At 61.0% G+C, this 18,028-nt stretch carries 22 protein-coding genes and 2 tRNA genes; 19 read left to right on the forward strand and 5 right to left on the reverse strand.

The window, feature by feature from the left end:
- The first annotated feature begins 49 nt into the window (after positions 1-49).
- Genes ACOZ4H_RS13755 through ACOZ4H_RS13765 form a run of 3 tightly spaced genes read left to right on the forward strand, consistent with a single transcriptional unit; the run spans position 50 to position 2,324 of the window.
- Complete coding sequence (locus tag ACOZ4H_RS13755; RefSeq protein WP_424329813.1) at positions 50-448, forward strand: hypothetical protein; 399 nt, start codon at positions 50-52, stop codon at positions 446-448.
- A 48-nt stretch (positions 449-496) separates the two neighbouring features.
- Entirely contained in the window at positions 497-1,696 is a 1,200-nt protein-coding gene (gene aroC / locus ACOZ4H_RS13760) for a chorismate synthase (RefSeq protein ID WP_424329814.1), read from the forward strand.
- A 1-nt stretch (position 1,697) separates the two neighbouring features.
- Positions 1,698-2,324 (forward strand): uracil-DNA glycosylase, encoded by a 627-nt coding sequence (locus ACOZ4H_RS13765; RefSeq protein ID WP_424329815.1) that lies wholly within the window; start codon positions 1,698-1,700, stop codon positions 2,322-2,324.
- Here the strand turns inward: ACOZ4H_RS13765 and ACOZ4H_RS13770 are convergent, their stop codons facing one another.
- On the reverse strand, positions 2,325-2,867 hold the full coding sequence (locus ACOZ4H_RS13770; protein ID WP_424329816.1) for a hypothetical protein: 543 nt from the start codon (positions 2,865-2,867) through the stop codon (positions 2,325-2,327).
- A gap of 101 nt (positions 2,868-2,968) precedes the next feature.
- On the opposite strand from ACOZ4H_RS13770, the gene ACOZ4H_RS13775 reads away from it, so the two are divergent.
- The 16 genes from ACOZ4H_RS13775 (at position 2,969) to ACOZ4H_RS13850 (ending at position 12,974) form a co-directional block, all read left to right on the forward strand.
- On the forward strand, positions 2,969-3,721 hold the full coding sequence (locus ACOZ4H_RS13775; RefSeq protein WP_424329817.1) for a hypothetical protein: 753 nt from the start codon (positions 2,969-2,971) through the stop codon (positions 3,719-3,721).
- A 26-nt stretch (positions 3,722-3,747) separates the two neighbouring features.
- Positions 3,748-3,831 (forward strand) — tRNA-Ser (locus ACOZ4H_RS13780).
- A 312-nt stretch (positions 3,832-4,143) separates the two neighbouring features.
- Positions 4,144-5,529 carry a PGF-pre-PGF domain-containing protein gene (locus tag ACOZ4H_RS13785; RefSeq protein ID WP_424329818.1) on the forward strand — a complete coding sequence of 462 codons (1,386 nt, stop codon included), beginning with the start codon at positions 4,144-4,146 and terminating at the stop codon, positions 5,527-5,529.
- Between the two features lie 45 nt (positions 5,530-5,574).
- The gene (locus ACOZ4H_RS13790) at positions 5,575-5,874 is read left to right on the forward strand and encodes a DUF5785 family protein (protein ID WP_004593490.1); all 300 of its coding nucleotides are present in this window, start codon (positions 5,575-5,577) and stop codon (positions 5,872-5,874) included.
- Between the two features lie 55 nt (positions 5,875-5,929).
- Complete coding sequence (locus ACOZ4H_RS13795) at positions 5,930-6,268, forward strand: DUF7344 domain-containing protein (RefSeq protein ID WP_424329819.1); 339 nt, start codon at positions 5,930-5,932, stop codon at positions 6,266-6,268.
- A 109-nt stretch (positions 6,269-6,377) separates the two neighbouring features.
- The gene (locus ACOZ4H_RS13800) at positions 6,378-7,151 is read left to right on the forward strand and encodes a GTP cyclohydrolase III (RefSeq protein WP_424329820.1); all 774 of its coding nucleotides are present in this window, start codon (positions 6,378-6,380) and stop codon (positions 7,149-7,151) included.
- Positions 7,152-7,218: 67 nt separating this feature from the next.
- Positions 7,219-7,794 carry a CBS domain-containing protein gene (locus tag ACOZ4H_RS13805; RefSeq protein WP_424329821.1) on the forward strand — a complete coding sequence of 192 codons (576 nt, stop codon included), beginning with the start codon at positions 7,219-7,221 and terminating at the stop codon, positions 7,792-7,794.
- A gap of 86 nt (positions 7,795-7,880) precedes the next feature.
- Complete coding sequence (locus ACOZ4H_RS13810; RefSeq protein ID WP_424329822.1) at positions 7,881-8,348, forward strand: GNAT family N-acetyltransferase; 468 nt, start codon at positions 7,881-7,883, stop codon at positions 8,346-8,348.
- Between the two features lie 32 nt (positions 8,349-8,380).
- Positions 8,381-8,454 (forward strand) — tRNA-Thr (locus ACOZ4H_RS13815).
- Between the two features lie 84 nt (positions 8,455-8,538).
- The gene (locus ACOZ4H_RS13820) at positions 8,539-8,748 is read left to right on the forward strand and encodes a DUF7563 family protein (protein ID WP_424329823.1); all 210 of its coding nucleotides are present in this window, start codon (positions 8,539-8,541) and stop codon (positions 8,746-8,748) included.
- On the forward strand, positions 8,745-9,071 hold the full coding sequence (locus ACOZ4H_RS13825; protein ID WP_424329824.1) for a hypothetical protein: 327 nt from the start codon (positions 8,745-8,747) through the stop codon (positions 9,069-9,071). The genes ACOZ4H_RS13820 and ACOZ4H_RS13825 overlap by 4 nt, the downstream gene beginning before the upstream one ends.
- On the forward strand, positions 9,072-9,641 hold the full coding sequence (locus tag ACOZ4H_RS13830) for a hypothetical protein (protein WP_424329825.1): 570 nt from the start codon (positions 9,072-9,074) through the stop codon (positions 9,639-9,641). It begins immediately after the preceding gene.
- Positions 9,641-10,147: a hypothetical protein gene (locus ACOZ4H_RS13835; RefSeq protein WP_424329826.1), complete on the forward strand. Its 507-nt coding sequence runs from the start codon at positions 9,641-9,643 to the stop codon at positions 10,145-10,147. The genes ACOZ4H_RS13830 and ACOZ4H_RS13835 overlap by 1 nt, the downstream gene beginning before the upstream one ends.
- Positions 10,144-11,772, forward strand: coding sequence for a DNA-binding protein (locus tag ACOZ4H_RS13840; protein WP_424329827.1), 1,629 nt, complete (start codon positions 10,144-10,146; stop codon positions 11,770-11,772). Before ACOZ4H_RS13835 ends, ACOZ4H_RS13840 begins: the two co-directional genes overlap by 4 nt.
- A 474-nt stretch (positions 11,773-12,246) precedes the next feature.
- Positions 12,247-12,828 (forward strand): hypothetical protein, encoded by a 582-nt coding sequence (locus ACOZ4H_RS13845; protein ID WP_424329828.1) that lies wholly within the window; start codon positions 12,247-12,249, stop codon positions 12,826-12,828.
- A gap of 20 nt (positions 12,829-12,848) precedes the next feature.
- The gene (locus ACOZ4H_RS13850) at positions 12,849-12,974 is read left to right on the forward strand and encodes a hypothetical protein (protein WP_424329829.1); all 126 of its coding nucleotides are present in this window, start codon (positions 12,849-12,851) and stop codon (positions 12,972-12,974) included.
- Positions 12,975-13,016: 42 nt separating this feature from the next.
- On the opposite strand, the gene ACOZ4H_RS13855 is transcribed toward ACOZ4H_RS13850, so the two are convergent.
- The 4 genes from ACOZ4H_RS13855 to ACOZ4H_RS13870 are packed head-to-tail and all read right to left on the reverse strand — an operon-like array spanning position 13,017 to position 17,345.
- Positions 13,017-13,424: a hypothetical protein gene (locus tag ACOZ4H_RS13855; RefSeq protein ID WP_424329830.1), complete on the reverse strand. Its 408-nt coding sequence runs from the start codon at positions 13,422-13,424 to the stop codon at positions 13,017-13,019.
- On the reverse strand, positions 13,421-15,337 hold the full coding sequence (locus ACOZ4H_RS13860; protein ID WP_424329831.1) for an ATP-binding protein: 1,917 nt from the start codon (positions 15,335-15,337) through the stop codon (positions 13,421-13,423). The genes ACOZ4H_RS13855 and ACOZ4H_RS13860 overlap by 4 nt, the downstream gene beginning before the upstream one ends.
- Positions 15,337-15,663: a hypothetical protein gene (locus ACOZ4H_RS13865; RefSeq protein ID WP_424329832.1), complete on the reverse strand. Its 327-nt coding sequence runs from the start codon at positions 15,661-15,663 to the stop codon at positions 15,337-15,339. Before ACOZ4H_RS13865 ends, ACOZ4H_RS13860 begins: the two co-directional genes overlap by 1 nt.
- Positions 15,660-17,345: a sulfite exporter TauE/SafE family protein gene (locus ACOZ4H_RS13870; protein ID WP_424329833.1), complete on the reverse strand. Its 1,686-nt coding sequence runs from the start codon at positions 17,343-17,345 to the stop codon at positions 15,660-15,662. The genes ACOZ4H_RS13865 and ACOZ4H_RS13870 overlap by 4 nt, the downstream gene beginning before the upstream one ends.
- Between the last annotated feature and the right edge of the window lie 683 nt (positions 17,346-18,028).

Consider the following 18,028-nt stretch of genomic DNA (forward strand, 5'->3'; position numbering starts at 1 on the left):
GATAGATAAGTGCGCTTATACGCAGTGAAGAATATTTACAACGTACGTTGTGAATCGAACAAGCGTCTCTGCGGAGTCTACCGCGGACACCACGGCAGTCCTCTACGTCGATGACGATCAGTTGTTGCTTGATCTGCAGGCCGATATCGCCGACGAACGCGAGGCAGTCGAACTAGTAACGACACCGAACACCGACCGGGCGATGGCATTGCTGGACGACCACGAGTTCGATTGCGTGATAGTCGGAAGCCGGCGCACTGTCTCGACAGTGAGCAGATTTGCCCGTGAGGTCCATACGAAGTATCCGGATACGATGCTGGTACGGTACACCTGGGAGCCCTGGGAAGACGACAGCACGACCGAGGTGTTCGATGCAGTCCTCAAGAAACAGGTCAGGGCAGCGGAGACGGTCCAGCTCCTCGACCGCGTCAGGTGGCTCGACGACTGACGGGCGCATCTACAAGGTTCAAATGCCCCCAACCCCGACACCACTGTAATGAACGGCAACGAGTTCGGTCGTCTGTTCCGCATGACGACCTACGGCGAGTCCCACGGTGAGGCGATGGGCTGTACCGTCTCCGGCGTTCCGGCGGGCGTCGAACTCTCAGAGGAAGAGATACAGAAAGACCTCGACCGGCGCAAGCCCGGCCAGTCGATGATCACCACCTCCCGGGGCGAACCGGATAAGGTGACGATTAACTCCGGGATTCAGGACGGCTACACGACGGGCACGCCCATCGGGATGGTCATCCAGAACAAGGACGCCCGCTCTGGCAAGTACGAGCCCTTCATCACGGCTCCGCGGCCGTCCCACGGGGACTACACATACTCCGCGAAGTTCGGGACCCGGAACTGGGGCGGCGGCGGCCGCTCCTCCGCTCGCGAAACAGTCAATTGGGTCGCCGCCGGCGGCGTCGCCAAGCAGGTCCTCGAACAGTCCGACTACGACGTCGAGATCAAGGCTCACGTCTGCCAGATCGGCGATGTCGAGGCCGGTCCGGTGACCTTCGAGGACATGCTCGAACACAGCGAGGAAAACGAGGTCCGCTGTGCCGATCCCGAAGCCGTCGAGGAGATGCGCGACGTGGCCGACCAGCACCAGAAGGAGGGCGACTCCATCGGCGGCGCGATTTATTTCGAATGTCGCGGCGTCCCGTCCGGCCTCGGCGCGCCACGGTTCGATAGCTTCCCGTCCCGGCTCGGCCAGGCGATGTACTCCATCCCGGCGGTCAACGACTTCGAGTACGGCATCGGCCGCGAGGCCCGGACGACCCGCGGCAGCGAGTACACCGAGAACTGGGAGTTCGACGAGGACGGCCACCCGACGCCGGTCGGCAACGACCACGGCGGCATCCAGGGGGGCATCACGACCGGCCAGCCAATCTACGGCGAGGTGTCGTGGCACGCGCCGGTGTCGATTCCCAAGACCCAGAAGACGGTCGACTGGGAGACGGGCGAAGGCAAGGAAATCACCGTCACCGGTCGCCACGACCCGGTCCTGCCGCCGCGGGCGGTCCCGGTCGTCGAGGCCATGCTGGCCTGTACGGTCCTCGACTTCATGCTGCTCGGCGGCCGCATCAACCCCGACCGGCTCGACGACCGGCCGGGCGAGTACGACACAGACTACCACCCGTCCAGTCCACAGAACGACCCCGAGGACGCGGACACCCACGCGAAAACTATCGACGACGACTAAAATGGACGCACAACAGGAGTCCAAGTCGAACCCGTTCGGGATGGACGAGGAGTGCCAGAACTGCCCCGCGCTGTGTGAGACGCGCGAGAACGTCGTCCACGGCTACGGCGACGTGGGCGCCGAGTTTATCGTTCTCGGCGACGCGCCCGCGGCCGGTGCGGACGAGTCTGGCATCCCCTTCACCGGCGACCGTGAGCGCGAACTGCTCGACATCCTCGCTGCGGTGGACATGTGCTCGGACCCGGACGCGGAGCGGCCGGAACTACAGAACACTTTCCTGACGTACGTGACCCGCTGTCGCCATCCCGACAGAGCGGCGACCGACGAAGAGGGCGTCAACTGTGAACCGTATCTCAACAGCGAGATACGGATGATCAACCCCGAAATCCTGCTGCCGGTCGGCCAGCGTCCTCTCGAAGAGTTAGCCTTCGAGTACACGACGATGAGCGAGGACGAACTCGACATCGAGGACCGCCACGCGACGACGATCCGCGGCCGCGGGTTCGAAATCCTCCCGATGCTTCCGCCCGGTGAGCAGACCGACGACGAGCGGACCGCGTTTCTGGAGCACTTCAGCGAGACGCTCGGACAGGACTACCGCCAGACGAAGGGCCGACGCGGGCGGTAGTCAGGTGTCAGACTGGACTTCGACTTCAGTGGCCCGCAACAGTTCCTCCGGGCTCGACACCGTCCCGTACTCTGTCGCTGCCTGTAACCGGTTCTCGGCGTCCTGACGGTACGTGGTCGCCTGGGCTGTCTCCCCCTGCTCGCTGGCGTAGGTCATTCCGCTGAGCCATTCAGCGGCCTGCCAGAGGCAGGTCGCTTTCTTCCGTGCTCGTTCCGACAGTTCGGTCAGGGTGTCGTCGTCCGCTTCGCGCACAGCCGTCGTGAACTCCTCGACGCTGTCCTCGAAATCCGACGCGGCGCTGTCGAACCCGCTGCGGGCGAGCGCCATCTCCTCGTCCTCGACGGTCGCCAGCGCGTCTGATAGCTGGCGTCGCGCTTCACGATACCGCGTGTAGCCGATGTGATACGCCCGCTGTGCCGCCGCAGTCCCGGACAACGTTGCTTCGCGGCCGCAGTCGCGGCACACGACTTTCGGTTGCGACTCCCCGAGCACCCGATACTCCGACCCACATCCGTCACATCTGTAGGTCTGGGCTTGCTCCATATAATTTTCTCTTAGTTATCAAATACTGCTCACATCTTATAATTGTTCGGTAACTGCGCCGGAACGCAAGCAACTAATCACCGTCGGGCCGAGAAAACAGTATGACTACGGTAACTGTGCTGGCTGATCCACCAGTCGAAGGGTTCGTGTTACAGGACCTGGCGGGCGACCTCTTGGACGACGCCGAGGCGGCCAAGCTGTACGAAGCCATGCTACTCGACGTCTGTCGTGCGGTGGAGATCAGCGGTGCCGAGTTGTTGGTGAACTACCGTCCCTCGGAGCAGGTCCCCGACGGCGTAGACCCCGAGACCGCGGTTCGGGAGCCAGTGACGGAGGCCCTCGACTCCCCGGACAACGCCCGGTTCGAGGTGCAGGTCGGGTCGACGTTTGCTGGCCGGGTCGGGAACACCGTTACGCATCTGCTTAACCGGGAGGACGTCGCAACCGTCGCCGCCGTCGAACCGACGGCGGCACTGTTGAACCGCCAGCTCATCGACAGCGCAGCGATGAAGCTCCGGTCCAGCGGCGTCGTTCTCGGCCCAGCAGAGGGCGGGCGCGTCTACTACGCTGGCTTCGGCGAACCGATAGATTTCGAGGACAGCTACGCCACCCCGAGCGTCGAAACTATCGGCGAGCGTGCCGCGGATGCCGGCCTCGACGTGGACTTTCTCCCGTCGACGCCGGTCCTCGAAACGCAGGCGGATCTCAAGACCGTAGTTCCACTCCTACGCGCCCGGAACCGGGCCGGTCGGGCCATACCGAAACGGACGACAGCGTTCCTCGATGACCTCGGCGTGCGTGTCATTGACGACGACGGCGAGCCGACTGTGGTCCGAGAGACCGACAGGTCTTAGAAGGGCCACGCAGTATGCCCGACTGCGGTGGGATGGCAGAGCGGCCTATTGCGCCTGCCTTGAAAGCAGGTATCCTCACGGATTCCTGGGTTCAAATCCCAGTCCCACCGTATTGCTCCGAGCGAATACGCGAGGAGCCATCGGTACGTACTGGCGATTAGAAACCGACGAGTCACAGCCCGCGTAGCGAAAACGCGGTTTGAGCGAAAGGAGAACGGCGAACGTGAACGGCGAAGCTGTGTGCGGGCGAGCAGGACCGTCTTGCTCTGGTTCAAATCGCTCCCACAGCAACAGTCTGTGCAGTCCAAGGAGCCACAGGGGAAGGTATTACAGAATTCACCGCCTTCCGATTCGTAGGGGCCGTTTACCGAATCGAAGCAACCGGGCGGTTTTATGTCGATGGTCCGGGTTATATCCGTGTAATGGTACGTGAAGATAGGTCCCCAAGACAGCATCTTCCGGGCCTGCTACTCGTCTGTGTCGTTGCCCTCCTCCTCGCAGCCACGGCAGCAGGCCCCGCTGTTGCTGAACCGAGTCTGTTCGTATCCGGCGCGTCGAAAGACGCGAACACGATACTGGCCGGTGAATCGGTAAACGTCACCGCAACGGTCCACAACACCGGCGACTCGGGCGGCGCGATGACTATCGAGTACAGAGTAAATGGAACGACCAGAGCGACCGAACGGGTGGTCGTCGACGCCGACTCGTCGGTCGAGCGGACGCGGGCGCTGGAGTTCGACACCCCGGGCACGTACAGTATAAAAGTCAAGAGCCCGGGGACATCGGCCGGACGGGTCACAGTCAAGCCAGCGATTGTCGAGACGACACGTATGGACTCGACCACGCGACAGCTCAGGATACACGGTGGGACAGTCCCGACGGACGAACCCTACGAGATGAACGTGTCTGGGCCGACGAACCGCTCTTTCGCCGTCCAGTCCTGGACGGTCAACGCGTCACAGCAGGCGTTCACGCAGGACGTGACCGAGTACACTGATCCCAGCGCGGCAGACATCCCGGTTCCGTCCGGCGACGACGCATCGGTGTTCGGTGTGGTGACTGTTGGGTCGTCGGACGGCGTCGAACCGGCGTCGATGGAGTTCGCGCTGAACCGTTCCACACTCCAGTCAGCCGGGATCGCCGCGTCGGATGTCCGGGTGTATCATCGCGTGAACGGGTCCTGGAGAGCCGCCGAAACGGCTGTCGTTGCGGAGCAGCCCGACCGCGTCGTCTACGAGGCGGATACCGAAGGTGCGTCGGCCTACGCCATCGGGCGAATCGAGCCGTCATTCACCGTCACACGAACGTCAGTCGTCAGCGAACAGGCGACGGACGGCCATCGGGTCAGCGTCAGGGGGACTGTGGAAAACGCCGGCAGTGCTCCGGGTACCTACGACGCACAGATGCTGGTCGACGGCGAGGTCGTCAACCAGACATCGGTGACTGTCCCGGCGGAGACTGAGCAGACAGTGACGCTGTCGACGGTCATGACGACGCCGGGGCAGTTCCAGATCGGCTTCAACGATGTCGACGCGGGCGAGGTTCAGATAACCGAGGGCCAGCTCCAGACTGACGAGGACGGCGGAGCCGAGCCGGGGACGGATCCGACGGGAACGGAGCCAGCGGTCCAGACCGAACCCGCGGGCGACGGTGACGGCGTCGGACTCGGACCGCTCCCGGCCACAATCATGGGCATCAGTACGATACTGGTCATCGGCGGTCTCCTCGGTGCGTTGCTGCTGTTCGGCGTTGTCATCGCCCTCCTTCGTCGGGGTGGCAGCCGGAACGACAGCGGCTTCGAACTGTAGGCGGGGAGAGAAACCCTTTTTGTGCCAGTGTCCAGAGAACCGCGTATGGATTGGCCACACGATCCGGACGGTGAGGAAGGAAGCGAGGGCCGGCGCAAGTACGGCCACGCTGTGCTGGCGAAGAAAGTCGACGAGGACGAGGACTTCCCGTTGACTGCCGAGGAGTACGTCGAACAGTACGGGGACCACCCGGTTCGGATCGACTACGAGACGGTTGTCAGCGTGGCAGACATCTTCGAATACGTCGATCAGGAAGAGTTCGAAGACTTCCCGGACTTCCACAAGTCCCTCGGACGCGCGCTGCGCGAGGCGGACTGGTGGCCGTACAGACTCGAACAGGCCTGACTGTGTGGTGTGCGGGCACGACACATACTTGTGGGAGGCCGGTGTAGCCTCGCGTATGGCGACATCATCTCCAAGCGGCGACCGCACCGGGCAGGGACTCCCCGAGGAGGTTGTTGATGACCTGTTGTCGGACGACACTCGCCGCCGCGCGCTCTCGATACTGGCAGACCGCGGGGAGCCAGTGGTCGTGGCAGACCTCGCGGCGGCGGTTCTGGCAGCCAAGCGTGACATCGAGCCAGCAGCGGTTCCCGACACTGACAGGGACGAACTCACCGAGGAGCTGTTCACCGAACACCTCCCGAAACTGACGGCAACAGATATCGTAACATACGATTCGATGGTCGGGACCGTCGAGATACAGCGCCCCGACGCGGTGCCGACTGACCGCCGGTGAATCGGCCCGGATGTCCGGAATCCGACACCGGTTCGGACCGGGCCTCAGTCCACTCTGCCGGTAAATTTCGACAGAGCAATACCCGTCGCTTCCAAACGGTCGATGGACAGTGACCAACACCCAGATCACTCATATACAGATTGACAACTACGGGCCGTGGACTGTGACACCTGAACCCCGCCGTGAAGTCGACCTCCAGACGCTCCAGTCCCGGTTGTACGCCGATCTCGCCCAACTGTTCGGGAACCGCGACGGCTACATCTTCTTCTCGCGGTTCGACAACATGATCGCCGTCACGAACGGGCTGGACGAGGCCGCACACGCGCTCATCCAGGAATCCGTCGGTAACCGCTATCCGGTGACGATGAGCCTCTCGGTCGCGACGGGAACGACGCCCGTCTCGGCGCTTGGAACGGCGACGGAGCAGCTACAGGAAGCCGGTAGTGCACAGGACAAGGGCCGTCGAGAAGTGCTACGCGGGCAGACAATCGATGAGGAGTTCCGGAAGCCCAGGGACGTACAGCTCGCGCATTTCGACGTCGACGACGCCACCGAGAAGTACACCGACCAGCTCAACGAGTTCGACACGTTCATCCAGATCGAACAGGGGTACGCGGCGCTCATGAAGTACATGCGTGAAGCCCACGACTCGCTATCCTTCTTCGTCGGCGGCGACAACGTCATCGCGGTCTGTCCGGACCTCGACGAGGCGGACTACCACGACGCCATCAGTCACGTCCGCGATGCGGTCGACGTAGAGCTAAAAGTCGGTGTCGGACGCGGGCGGACGGCAGCTACGGCCGGGATGGACGCCAAGCACGCGTTAGAGACCTGTCGAGCGACCGGCGAGGCAGTCACCATCGAGACCGAGACAACTGAGTAAGTTGTGAACCAGGCGATATAAACGTAGTGGAGGTATCTTTTAGACCGGTCGTGTGGTAATGTCACACATGAACGGCGAGGTCACTGTGCGGGAGGTTATGAACCGAGAGTACGTCGGCGCGAGCGAGTCTGACGACCTCCTCGAGACGACGGAGTTGCTGATCCGCGAGGACCAGCAGCCGATTCTCGTGTTGCGGGGGAACGAACCGGTCGGCGTCGCGACGGACAGAGACGTACTGGCCTACATCGTCGACGGCGGCGACCCGGAGACTGCCACCGTCGGCGACGTGATGCGTGAATCCATTCCGACAATCGACCCCGACGCCGGACTCCCGGCGGCCCGGGACCGGATGGCGACGCGGTCCGCCGAGTTCCTTTTGATCACGGACGACGGTGAGCCGCTCGGGACGCTGACCGAGCACGACATCCTCTCGACTGCGCGGCTAGAGAGCGAGTCGACAGACGTCGTCGAACAGACCCCACAGGTTGCGACGACCGGCCAGGAAGCCACCACCGACGGAATGCAGTCCGCCGCCGAGGATTCGTTCGATAATCAGGGCATCTGCTCCGCCTGTAGCACGTTTACACGGGACCTGGCCTCGTTCAACGGGCAGCTCCTCTGTGCGGACTGTCGGGACGTCTGAGCCACTCCAGCCGGTCTCCCTCCCCGCGGTGGACGGGTACAGCCGAGTAGCCGAACTGTTTTGACCGTACGACACGGAGTGACACCGTGGAAATCGTCACCGCCTCGATGGATGACGTGGACACCATCGTCGACCTGTGGGTCCGACTGGCAGAGAGCCAGCGTGCCCACGGGTCACACTTGTTCGGGGACCGGAACCGGACTGCGGTCCGAGAGACCGTCGTGCAGCGTGTCGTCGCCGAGAACGTCCGTATCGCCACGATAGACCGGCATATCGTCGGATTCGTCATGGTAACTATTGACAGCGGCCGCTACGAACAAGACGAGACACGAGGCATCATCGAGAATATCTTCGTCGAACCCGCCTACAGGAACCAGGAAATCGGAGGCGAACTGCTCGATTCGGCGGAGGAACTACTCCGCCAGGCAGGTGCGGATATCCTCGCGCTGGAAGCGATGGCGGACAACGAATCCGCCAGACAGTTCTACCGAGCGCACGGCTACACACCACACCGGATCGAGCTCGAAAAGTCGACGGAAAACGATACTCTCTAAACGGTCCCCACACAACCCAGGCATGTAACCGCGCCAGGGGAGCTTGGGTGGTCCAAGCACTCGACTTGTAATCGAGAGTTCGTGGGTTCAAATCCCACCCCTGGCTTAGGTTCTTAGATTCAAAGCCGGATTATAAAAACCCCCAGCTGAAGCCACCTGTTTTCGCCGGCCGTTCTGGAGGTGTTCAGGTGTGAGCCCGCAGTGTGACAACTGCGGCGCGCACGTCTCAGCGCGGTACTATCGCGTGCGGGCCGGCAACGACGGCCAGCTCCATGCCTGCCCCGAGTGTACGAACCCAGCGACCCGGCAGCGTGATGCCGCCGGCGTCGAAACACAGTATGTCGTCCGCAGTAACGCCGATGGGGAAGTCATCACGACCGACGGGGGTGAACAGGAGTGACGCCACCCCTGTCACTGGAGACACCGTGTTCCTGTACCTGTGACTGGCGTGTCGTCACTATCGCCGTTGAGGGCATCGATGACTCGGACCTCTGTACACAGTGTTTCCCGACCGGGCTCGCGGATCTCGATGACATCACGCACTGTCTGCAATCACGCGGGCGGGGCACACGCCTCCATCTCAGTGTCTCCCACGACACCAGCAACGACCAGCGGGCTGGCTGTACCGGCATTCCCGAGGATACCATTGCCGCGAAACTGGCCGACCCATCCTTCGAGCCCGACTACGAGTTCGATTGGGACGTCGACGAGGAGGTGGCGTAGATGGCGCCCCAGGAACGCAGGTGTGTGTCCTGTGGCACCACCGACGACACCACACCAACCCGACTCGCGGATGGGTCACGCTACGAGCTATGTCGCCGCTGCACTCAGCAGTGGAATCTAATCTGGCGACTGTTCTGTGCGTGCCAGCCCCAACAGGCCAACCGCGTTCGAGCTGTCGCGAACCGCAGGAGGCGGGCTCGCACCGATGGCGGCTGCCAAGACACCCATCTCGGCGAGGAGGGGCTGTTCATCCCGCCAGCCCTTCGGGCGTTCAGCGGACAGGTCGTGTTCCGGACACCGCGGTCAACGATACAGCACTTCGGGAGTCAGTCACTGGCTGCGTATTACCCACTTATCGACCAGTCGCATTTCGGTGAGCCGGCAACCTTCTCGGACCCGAACAACCCTGAGCTTGCGCCCAACCGCGTCCGAATCAAACGCCAGGGCGAGGCCGCTGTCGAGCTCGCCGTGGACGTTGACCCTGATTGCCGATGTGACGGTGGCATTTCCGAAGGCGGCCCGAGACAGGACAGCGAGCAAGAGCACATCGAGGAGGCTGGTGATGACTGATGCCGTCGACGCATCAGTCCAGCGACCGTCGCGAGCGGTTGCACTGCGGGACCATCGCCGACCGACTCGGCGAGGACCCCGCCCGATGGCTTGACTGGGACCTGCAATCCCACCCCGACCGCCGGGCGATGGTCGCCAGCCTCATCGATGGGATGGACTCACTCGAGCGGGTGCGGGCCTGGCGTGCCGTCGAACGGCGCTTAGCCGCCCGCGATGACCACGAGCCCCGTGAGACGGTCACCCGACAGTTGGATGCACGCGAGGCGTGGCTGGAACGCCACGGCGAACGGCCCGAGCGGCTACCCGCAGGTCCACGACGTCCCTGTACATGCTGTTCAGACGAGGATGGCATCACGCCCGCCGAGTTACGAGCGCGTGACCACCAAGAGGCTCAGCGGCTGGTCGCGACACATGCCTACGAGGGCGTCGATACCGACCAGACCAGTTCAACGACGGCCACGGCGACACTCGGGGAGTTCGCTTCTGAGAGGGGTGACCAGCAGTGAGCCAGGTCACCCCCGTGACCCACGAAGCCGAGTGTTGGTTGTACTACGGGCCTACCGAGAGTGGTGGGAGCGAACTAACTGACTACGATGGGCTGCAGCCGTACTGGACGCTGTCGAACCTGCTCATCAACGAGTTCGACGGATACCAGGAGCTCGAGACCGAGATTGAGGGTGAGCCGGTTACGATTCGGTTCACCTACTCGAAATCCGGGTTTACGCCGCGTCCGAGTGATGACGTCGACAGCGACCGGCTGTACGAACTCGATATCAACGTCTCCGGGCGTGGCCAGCGCAAGTGCGATTACAACATTTCACCGCGGTATCCGAACATGCGAAACTCCGACGGTGAGCCGACGACGACAGCGTTTGACCACACCGAGCCCGACGAGGGGCTGGCGGTTCACTGCCAGTCCTCGAACCTCGAACTCGATGAAGTGCCGACACTGCTGGCGCGGGCCGTGTTCGAGTTAGCTGATGCGGCCGGACTCGGGGTGTATCACGGGTACTTTGCTGGGCCGTTCGATGGGCGCGTGACCGCACTCGAGCGCTACGTTCGGATTACCCGGTCGATGAACGAGAAGCTCATCGGGACCGGTGGTGTGCTCGATAGACTCTCGATGCTGTTGACCGACCAGGCCGGGACAGCTGGCCGTTACCGGTTCGACAACGAGGCGGCGAAAGGGCACCATCACACGATTCGGCATGGCTCAGAGAGTGCGCGGACGCTTGTGTCACACCACAGCCTGGGCGGGCAACTCAAGAGCTACCTGCCGAAAAATCCCGAGAGCTTCGGCCCGGAGGAGCCGCTGTATCATCCGAAGGTCGGGACGAAGTTCGTCCAGAAGCTCCACGATACCGGCGCCGTTGATTGGGCAGCTCGGCAATCGATTGTTCGAGAACTCGATGAGCGGCTGTTGTCGGTGTTGTCCTGGGCGGATATTCCGACCGAGGCTGGCGGGACGACCTACGTCACTGACGAGCACTTCGCGGCGAGTTCGACGGATGATCCTGTTGCGCTGCATGAAGACCCGACGCCGCGGTTAGAAGCCAAGCAGGAGCATCTGTTGGTGACGTGTCTGCGTGATATGACGCCCGCCGATGAGGCTATCGTTGAGTCACTGGCTACTGATGGCGGGCGAGATGTGCACGACCTTGCCGCGGATACCGAGACGAGTTTGTCGACGATCTATCGGGCCCTCCAGCGGCTTGGTGGGGTTATTGAGTCCGACAACGGCCATGTACAGTTTGTCAGCGAGAAGTTGCGGTCAGAAGTGCGTGGGATTGTCGAGTCCGTCGAGCATGCTATCGAGAGTGCTGCTGACCGAACGGCCCAGCTCGTCGACATGGACGTTCGGCAGTCGGCCTCGAGTGCCTTCGACCGGTGGTGCAAGAAGTACGGGGCAGAGATCGAGTGGCCCGACGATGATGGGCAGCCCCGGATTCGTATCGATACGGTGTTGTCCGAACTGCGTGGGTTCGACAACCCGCATCCCGATGCTGTGATCGCGGAGATGTACCAGGCCTGGCGCAAAGATGGGCGGGATCCGACGCTACTCGATGGGGCCTGGGTTGATGCCGAAACGCGACTTGAGGGCGCAATTCGCTTCACTGCGACCCCGCCGTAGCGCCCGATAGGTGAGAGGCATCACTGTCCAGCGCTGCCTTCTTTTATAAGTCAGATACGTCCCAGCTACGTAACCCCTGTTTCGAGTGGAGTAGTTGGGTGATTTACAGGACGGTTTGAGCGGGATTCAGGGTCGTCGCCATGCCCGGTCAGCGGGAGGCACCCCTTAGGAGGTGTGCCTAAGGGCACGCACCCTACGGGTGCGCAAAAATACACCCCCGCCCCACACCGCAGACTCCAGTTGAACCAGCCGAAATGAAGGGGTTGAGTTCATGAATATATCACTTTTCAAGAGAGGCTGTGCAGGCGTGCTCTCACACGCGCCTGTCACTGGGAGGGTGTCGTCGGAATCTACGGTTACAAGGGTTGAAATAGCGTTTACATAATACCGGAGAGAAAGTTGTATCCCATTAACATATTTATTACTACAAAAACACCGATGGTATTATGTTAACGTCAGCTGGAGTGCAACTCAATGTCCGATGATGATTCGGACGACGGACGTGACCCTGCTCTTGAGTCCGCTAGACGCGTTTATGATCGGCAGATATCGAAACTGGAATCTATCGATGACAAAGCAATGCGGACAGCTCGGACATCGGTACTGATTCTTGGATTTATTGCGGCAGGCCTTACATCAGCGGGGTCAGACGCTCTTAGCGGTTTATCACTGTTAGCTGTAGTAATCGGTGGAGTAGGAGCACTGGGCGTCTTTGCATCTGCATTCGTGAGTGTCGGGATATATACCGTAACGGAATATCCAGTTGAGGTTCGGGAAGGTGACCTCCGGGCGGCTGGCCGCACAACGCGAGACCGATGGATCAACGGTGCGATTGGACAGTTGGATAAAGCCAGCACTGAGATTGAGCCCGAAATCGAAGTGAACTCTGAGTATTTAGAGTATGCTCAGCTACTGTTGTTGCTCGGCGTGTTATTACTCTCATATGGAACAGCAACAGCCGTAATTTCGCAGTCTTACGGCCCGTCACCGGCCCAGCAGACAGTGTTACTTGTCGCATTGGTATTAGCCGGTGTTGGGATAAGAGTAATTAGCTAGGGCCACATTTGTTGAGACACATGTCTGAAACTGAGGGCGAGTATCCGACGCGGATCAAAAACGGGTCGGACAGGATGCGTCGGTTCTTTTCGTTCTTCGGCATCCGTTCTGCGCGTATGGAGCGAGAGCGGTCGGACGACAACTAAACAGATTTTGTGGTAGGCTAGTTCTTCAGTGGTTTCAGTGGCTTAGAAGCGGTTAGTCACCCGTAGGCTATTGTACACCGACCAGTACTGGGACAACATCTGGTGGACCAGATACAGAATTGTTGCAAGGCCATACATCGCCAGTGCTGATGTCCAGGAGACAGCTGGGGCCTCAAAGTAGCGAATTCCAAAGACAAACCATAGCCGAACCGACAAGAGGCCCACCAGAACCAGCGGCCAAGCACCGAGCACCAACCGTCCAAACCGCTTCAAGAGGTCCAAGACTGTCCAGACAACAGATCCAGCAACCTCGAGGAGCCCATCAGCCTCGATATCATCAGACGTATCGACCTCGTTGATGGCATGAGCCAACGAGACAGCGTTTCGCTGGCCAGCCCGTAGCTGTCGAACAGGCCCGGCTATCTCACGTTCGTCCTGGTCCGAGCTCATAGACCCACCTCACCAGCGTCAAGATCGTCAACACTCCCCAGCGCTGCATTGCTCTGGGGAGCGATGCCGATATCAGCTAACGAGCGCTCGATAAGCGGCGTGACGAACTCGATATCAGTCATCTCGACTGTATCAGACAGCCGCATCCGAGCCGATGCCTCAGCCAGCCGGTAGCAGGCGTCGAGTTTTCGAGCAGTCACCGGGAGCGGCGGGCCATCGTAGTCGCGACCGTCGTCCTCCATTGCCGACGTATAGCGGTCCGGGAGCGTGGTTTTCAGTTCCGTGTACCAGTCCTTCATCCGCTGTTTCACCGCCTCTGTCGCGACCGGCTCGTACTCTTGGCGAGCGTGTGCGATGTAGGACTGGAACAGGTCCGGGTCTAACTTCGGTTCGACGAGCGACGCGAGCTCCTCGGGGAGGTCCTCATCGTGCTGGAGTCGCGCCGCGGCGTCGCGGCCTTCAACCATGATGTTCGCGACGTTCTGGATTTTGTCCTCCTTATAGCGCTCGCGAACAGTGAATATCAGGTCGAAGCGGGACAGCAGCGGGCTCTCGAGGTCGACCTGCGCGGCGAACTCTTTGGTTGGATCGAAGTGGCCGCCCGTCGGGTTCCCGGCCGCGAGGACAGCCGTCTTGGCCGGCAGCGTCGCGTTCTTGCCGGCCTTGCTGACATGGACCTTCTGCGCTTCGAGGGCAGTGTGCATCGCCTGCAGCTCGGAGTTGTCGCCTTTGTCGAGTTCGTCGATAGCGGCGATACCTCCCGATGCCCGGACCAGCGTCCCTGCCTCAATCGTCCACTGTCCGTCGCCGAAATCATCCTTGTTCAGCGCTGCGGTGAGTCCCGCGCCCGACGAGCCCGTGCCATCGGTCAGGGCTGCCCGTGGCGCGACCTCGTACACCGCGCGCAGGAGGACGGACTTGCCCACGCCCGGGTCACCGATGAGGTAGATGTGAGAGTCGCCGCGGTGGTAATTGCCGTCTGGTGCCGTTTTCGACCAGCCGCCGAACATCTGCAGTAGCAGCGCTCGCTTCTCCTGTGGGTAGCCAGCGACGCCCGGAGCAAACGCCTTCTGGAGTCGCTCCCGCGGGTTGTCGCTCGCGATGGCTTTGATGTCTTCTAGGTAGCGGCCGATCTCGACATCGCCGTAGACATCTCCCTCCGGGATGACGTTGTTTGCGACCAGCGTCTGGTCGAAGTTGACCGTCCCGTACTCGTCGACGGGAACGAATCGGCCGACGAGGGTCACCCGCGAGCCGCCGGTAATCGCCTCATCGCCAGCGAGGTCACCGTTGACGTGAAAATCGATTGTCTCAGACTCGCCGTGTGCGTCCTCTGGCGGTTTCTGCAGGCGAACTTTCTGGTAGTCCGTCCACTCGCTGCGACCGGTCTCGAGCGAGAATCCGGGCCGCATCTGTGGGTTGTGGGACGGACACTTCTCAGCACTGCACTCATCGGGTCGTTCCCGGCCCCCAAACGGCGGTTGTGGAACCCGGATAAGCGCCCCACAGTAGACGCACTTGTAGGCCGCCTCGGCAATCGCGGGCTGGACTTCTGTGCGCTTGGTAATCTGCCCGTCCAAGGCCATGAGACGGTTGATGTAGCTGGATGGTGAGTAGCCCGCGACCGGGTGCGTGTGCTCGTCCGGGAGGTTCTCCAGGCGGACGGTGGCGCGGGCGAGCACGGGGCCGTCGACGTCAGTCGCTTGGATATCATACTGCCGCAGCGCCTCCTCGAAGTCGGGCAGCGATTGCTCGGGACGAGACAGTAGGTCATCCGCCAGACCCGCATCGACATCCGATATCGCCTGCCAGTCTATCTCCAGGACACGCTGGTCTGGATACGCCTGCGCTAAGTCGATGATGTCCTCATGGGCAACCTCAAACAGGACCTCAGTCGCTCTGTCGGTCCGCATCAGATTGCCTCCCTGAGTAGATCGACGAGAGGAGACCAGTCGAATCCAGCGACCAGTTCGTAGTAGTGCCGGGCGGCCTCGGGGTTAATCGACGTGATGCCCAGCAGCGACAGCATCGCCAGCGCAATGGCGACGTACTTGATGTGGGCGAGGCCATTCGACGCCGTCGACCCTGCGTTCACCGCCTTACTCGCTGGTTTGAATAGCGTCCCCAGTTTACTTGCGAAGCCTGCGATTGCCAGCAGTGCGACGATAGCCGCAACCGAGACGCCCTGGATGCCAACGAGGTTGATGACCTCTTTGAGGACAGTCCCGGTAAGGCTCACAGCCACCCACCTCCGCCGTCATCCGACGATTCGTTCGAGGAGTCATTCGACGAGACCTGTCCCGCAATCTCGACAACCGTGTCCGGCGTCGACGCTTCCGTAGACTTTCGCTTCTGTCGCATGTAGAGCCACGCCGCCACGCCGATCACGCCGAGAACCCCTGCCAGCGGGAGGGTCGTCGACAGTGCCGTCTGGATTGGCTCCGTGATAGCCATTGGGTTGAGGAGCAAGATGCTGAGGAAACCTCCAACGCCAATTGCTACCCACACAATCGGTCGTCGATACACCGGCTGAGAGAACCGGCGTTTCCGCCATTCCGTGTAGCCGACCGCGAGGATCAACAGCCCGATGAAGATTCCGGAGATCGCCATCGGCGAGAGGGCTGGCTGGACCTGCTGGACGGTTTGCTGTGAGTCAGCCCAGAACCCGCCACCGCCGCCACCGCCACCGTCGCCGCCACTGTCGTCGATGCGGAACTCAAGCACCTCATCAGAGTCGTCATCAGACAGCGTCAGCGGCGAGTTCGCGGTCCCCGAGTCTTTGACCGTCTCGTGAGTTACCGACCACAGAATGTAGTCAGTGTCATCCTTCGCGTCGATGAGCGTGTAGTCGACTGGGTCATCGATTTTCTCACCAGCGGACACACGGACCTGTGGCTCTGTCGTCGACGCGTCGACGACTTCAAGCTGGACATCACCGTTCGACGGCAGCACCTCGAGCGGAATCGTCGACACGCGCGCTTGGTCGCCACCGACCGCGTTCGGCATATGTACGCGCTGGTAGCCCGTGTCATCGACGATAGCGTAGGACTCTGCGTTCCAGCTCTCGTTGTACGTATAGTGGACCTGTTGCCAGTTCTTGTGTTCTGGCACCTCGATGTATGCCGAATCAGACCAGGAGTTGATCTGGATGTGACTGTCCAGCGTTTGTCCGGGTTCACTGGGTTCTGAGACAGTGATATCGCCGTTTGCGACTTTGACCTTCCGTGCCGTCGTGCGGATCTCAATCGCATCGCCAGCAGTGACCGAGCCGATCTTAACTGTCAGATTCCGCGGCTCGAGCGTGTAGTCGCTGCTGGAGACAGCTGTCCAGGTGCCGCCGTTGACTCGCATTTCGACGTTGGTAACATCGTACACCCCTTTCGAGAATGGTATCCGGAGCTGTGCATCCGACCGGTCGCTGGAATATTGATGGCTGACGTTGTAGCGTTCAGACCACTGTTCTGCAGTGTAGTTCGTCGTGATGCGGTCGGCTGCATCGTGGCTGTAGTCCAGGCCGACCTGTGGTGTTGGTGCGTCAGCTGACAGCGACCCATCGCCGACAGCAATATCTACCGTGTTTGTGCCCGACTGAAGCCACGCCGTATCTGTTGTGAGTGCCGTTGTTGAGCCGTCTGCAAGCGTTCCAGAGTGTGATTCCGTGTTGCCATTGACCGTCACCGCCGGGTCGACGGTCTGCGTCCGTTCCGTGGCTGTCACAGACACGTCAACGGCACCGGCGGTCGTACTCACCGTTCCAGTCGACCCGACAGCTAGGTCCGGAACGGTCTCGGTGTGAGTTTGGCCGTCATTTAGAACCTCGGTGGTCGACGCCTCGGCGGACCCGTCGTCGTCGGTGTCGATACTGGGGGCCTCACTCGCGGTCCGCTCGGTGTAGTCGAGCGTGTAATCGAAACTCCCCAAATCTGAGTTTATCGTGATAGACGACGCCGACTCAGATATATCAATTTCCTTTATTTTAGTCTCCCCCTCTCCAAAATCCCCGAAAGAGACGGAAGTTCCGTCGTCAGCATCAGCAGTAACACCACTGGGCGTTTTTAAGAGGGTCAGTCGGTCATAACTCCACACAGAACTTTGCCCGAATCCGCCGCTACCAGAACCCCAGTACCCGCCTGTAACCTCTATTTCAGAATTTGACGGGTATGGAGAGCCTGTTTTTAGCGTGTCAATATCGGAAGTTGACGAGGTAACCACAAGCGCGTATTTGCTATTGGCTGATAGTGAGCCTTTGAGAGTCACAGTGTCACCAGGAGATTTACCCGATACATCTTTGCTTGCTAAGGTGTTGCCCCCTGAATCATACAAGTACGCAGTTTCTGGATTCTGGGTATTGCTCGCTATCCGCCCTCTAACCCCGCCAGCGTCCGTTTGTGGGTAAAACTCTACTCCGATGGTGTTAGACGAATCTTTTGTCCCCGCATCGTCAGTGATAGACAGCGAATCGCCCATCTTACCGTAGCCGGTAATCGAAAGCTCTGGTTCGTTGTTCGGCCCGGGGCCGGTCGGTTCGATATTCCCGCCGACGGATAGTGAATCACTCCCTCCGGCGGAAACACTACCCGAATCGCTTGATGAACTTGTTTGCA

The sequence above is a fragment of the Haloarcula amylolytica genome (genome assembly GCF_049705545.1).
GTDB lineage: Archaea > Halobacteriota > Halobacteria > Halobacteriales > Haloarculaceae > Haloarcula > Haloarcula amylolytica_B.

Bases quoted from the DNA above. Each gene is read 5' to 3' on its own strand.
- ACOZ4H_RS13785 (WP_424329818.1), top strand. From the start codon at position 4,144: ATGGTACGTGAAGATAGGTCCCCAAGACAGCATCTTCCGGGCCTGCTA.
- ACOZ4H_RS13790 (WP_004593490.1), top strand. From the start codon at position 5,575: ATGGATTGGCCACACGATCCGGACGGTGAGGAAGGAAGCGAGGGCCGG.
- ACOZ4H_RS13805 (WP_424329821.1), top strand. From the start codon at position 7,219: ATGAACGGCGAGGTCACTGTGCGGGAGGTTATGAACCGAGAGTACGTC.
- ACOZ4H_RS13845 (WP_424329828.1), top strand. From the start codon at position 12,247: ATGTCCGATGATGATTCGGACGACGGACGTGACCCTGCTCTTGAGTCC.
- ACOZ4H_RS13855 (WP_424329830.1), bottom strand. From the start codon at position 13,424: ATGAGCTCGGACCAGGACGAACGTGAGATAGCCGGGCCTGTTCGACAG.
- ACOZ4H_RS13765 (WP_424329815.1), top strand. From the start codon at position 1,698: ATGGACGCACAACAGGAGTCCAAGTCGAACCCGTTCGGGATGGACGAG.
- ACOZ4H_RS13860 (WP_424329831.1), bottom strand. From the start codon at position 15,337: ATGCGGACCGACAGAGCGACTGAGGTCCTGTTTGAGGTTGCCCATGAG.
- ACOZ4H_RS13850 (WP_424329829.1), top strand. From the start codon at position 12,849: ATGTCTGAAACTGAGGGCGAGTATCCGACGCGGATCAAAAACGGGTCG.
- aroC (WP_424329814.1), top strand. From the start codon at position 497: ATGAACGGCAACGAGTTCGGTCGTCTGTTCCGCATGACGACCTACGGC.
- ACOZ4H_RS13830 (WP_424329825.1), top strand. From the start codon at position 9,072: ATGGCGCCCCAGGAACGCAGGTGTGTGTCCTGTGGCACCACCGACGAC.
- ACOZ4H_RS13770 (WP_424329816.1), bottom strand. From the start codon at position 2,867: ATGGAGCAAGCCCAGACCTACAGATGTGACGGATGTGGGTCGGAGTAT.
- ACOZ4H_RS13835 (WP_424329826.1), top strand. From the start codon at position 9,641: ATGCCGTCGACGCATCAGTCCAGCGACCGTCGCGAGCGGTTGCACTGC.
- ACOZ4H_RS13775 (WP_424329817.1), top strand. From the start codon at position 2,969: ATGACTACGGTAACTGTGCTGGCTGATCCACCAGTCGAAGGGTTCGTG.
- ACOZ4H_RS13795 (WP_424329819.1), top strand. From the start codon at position 5,930: ATGGCGACATCATCTCCAAGCGGCGACCGCACCGGGCAGGGACTCCCC.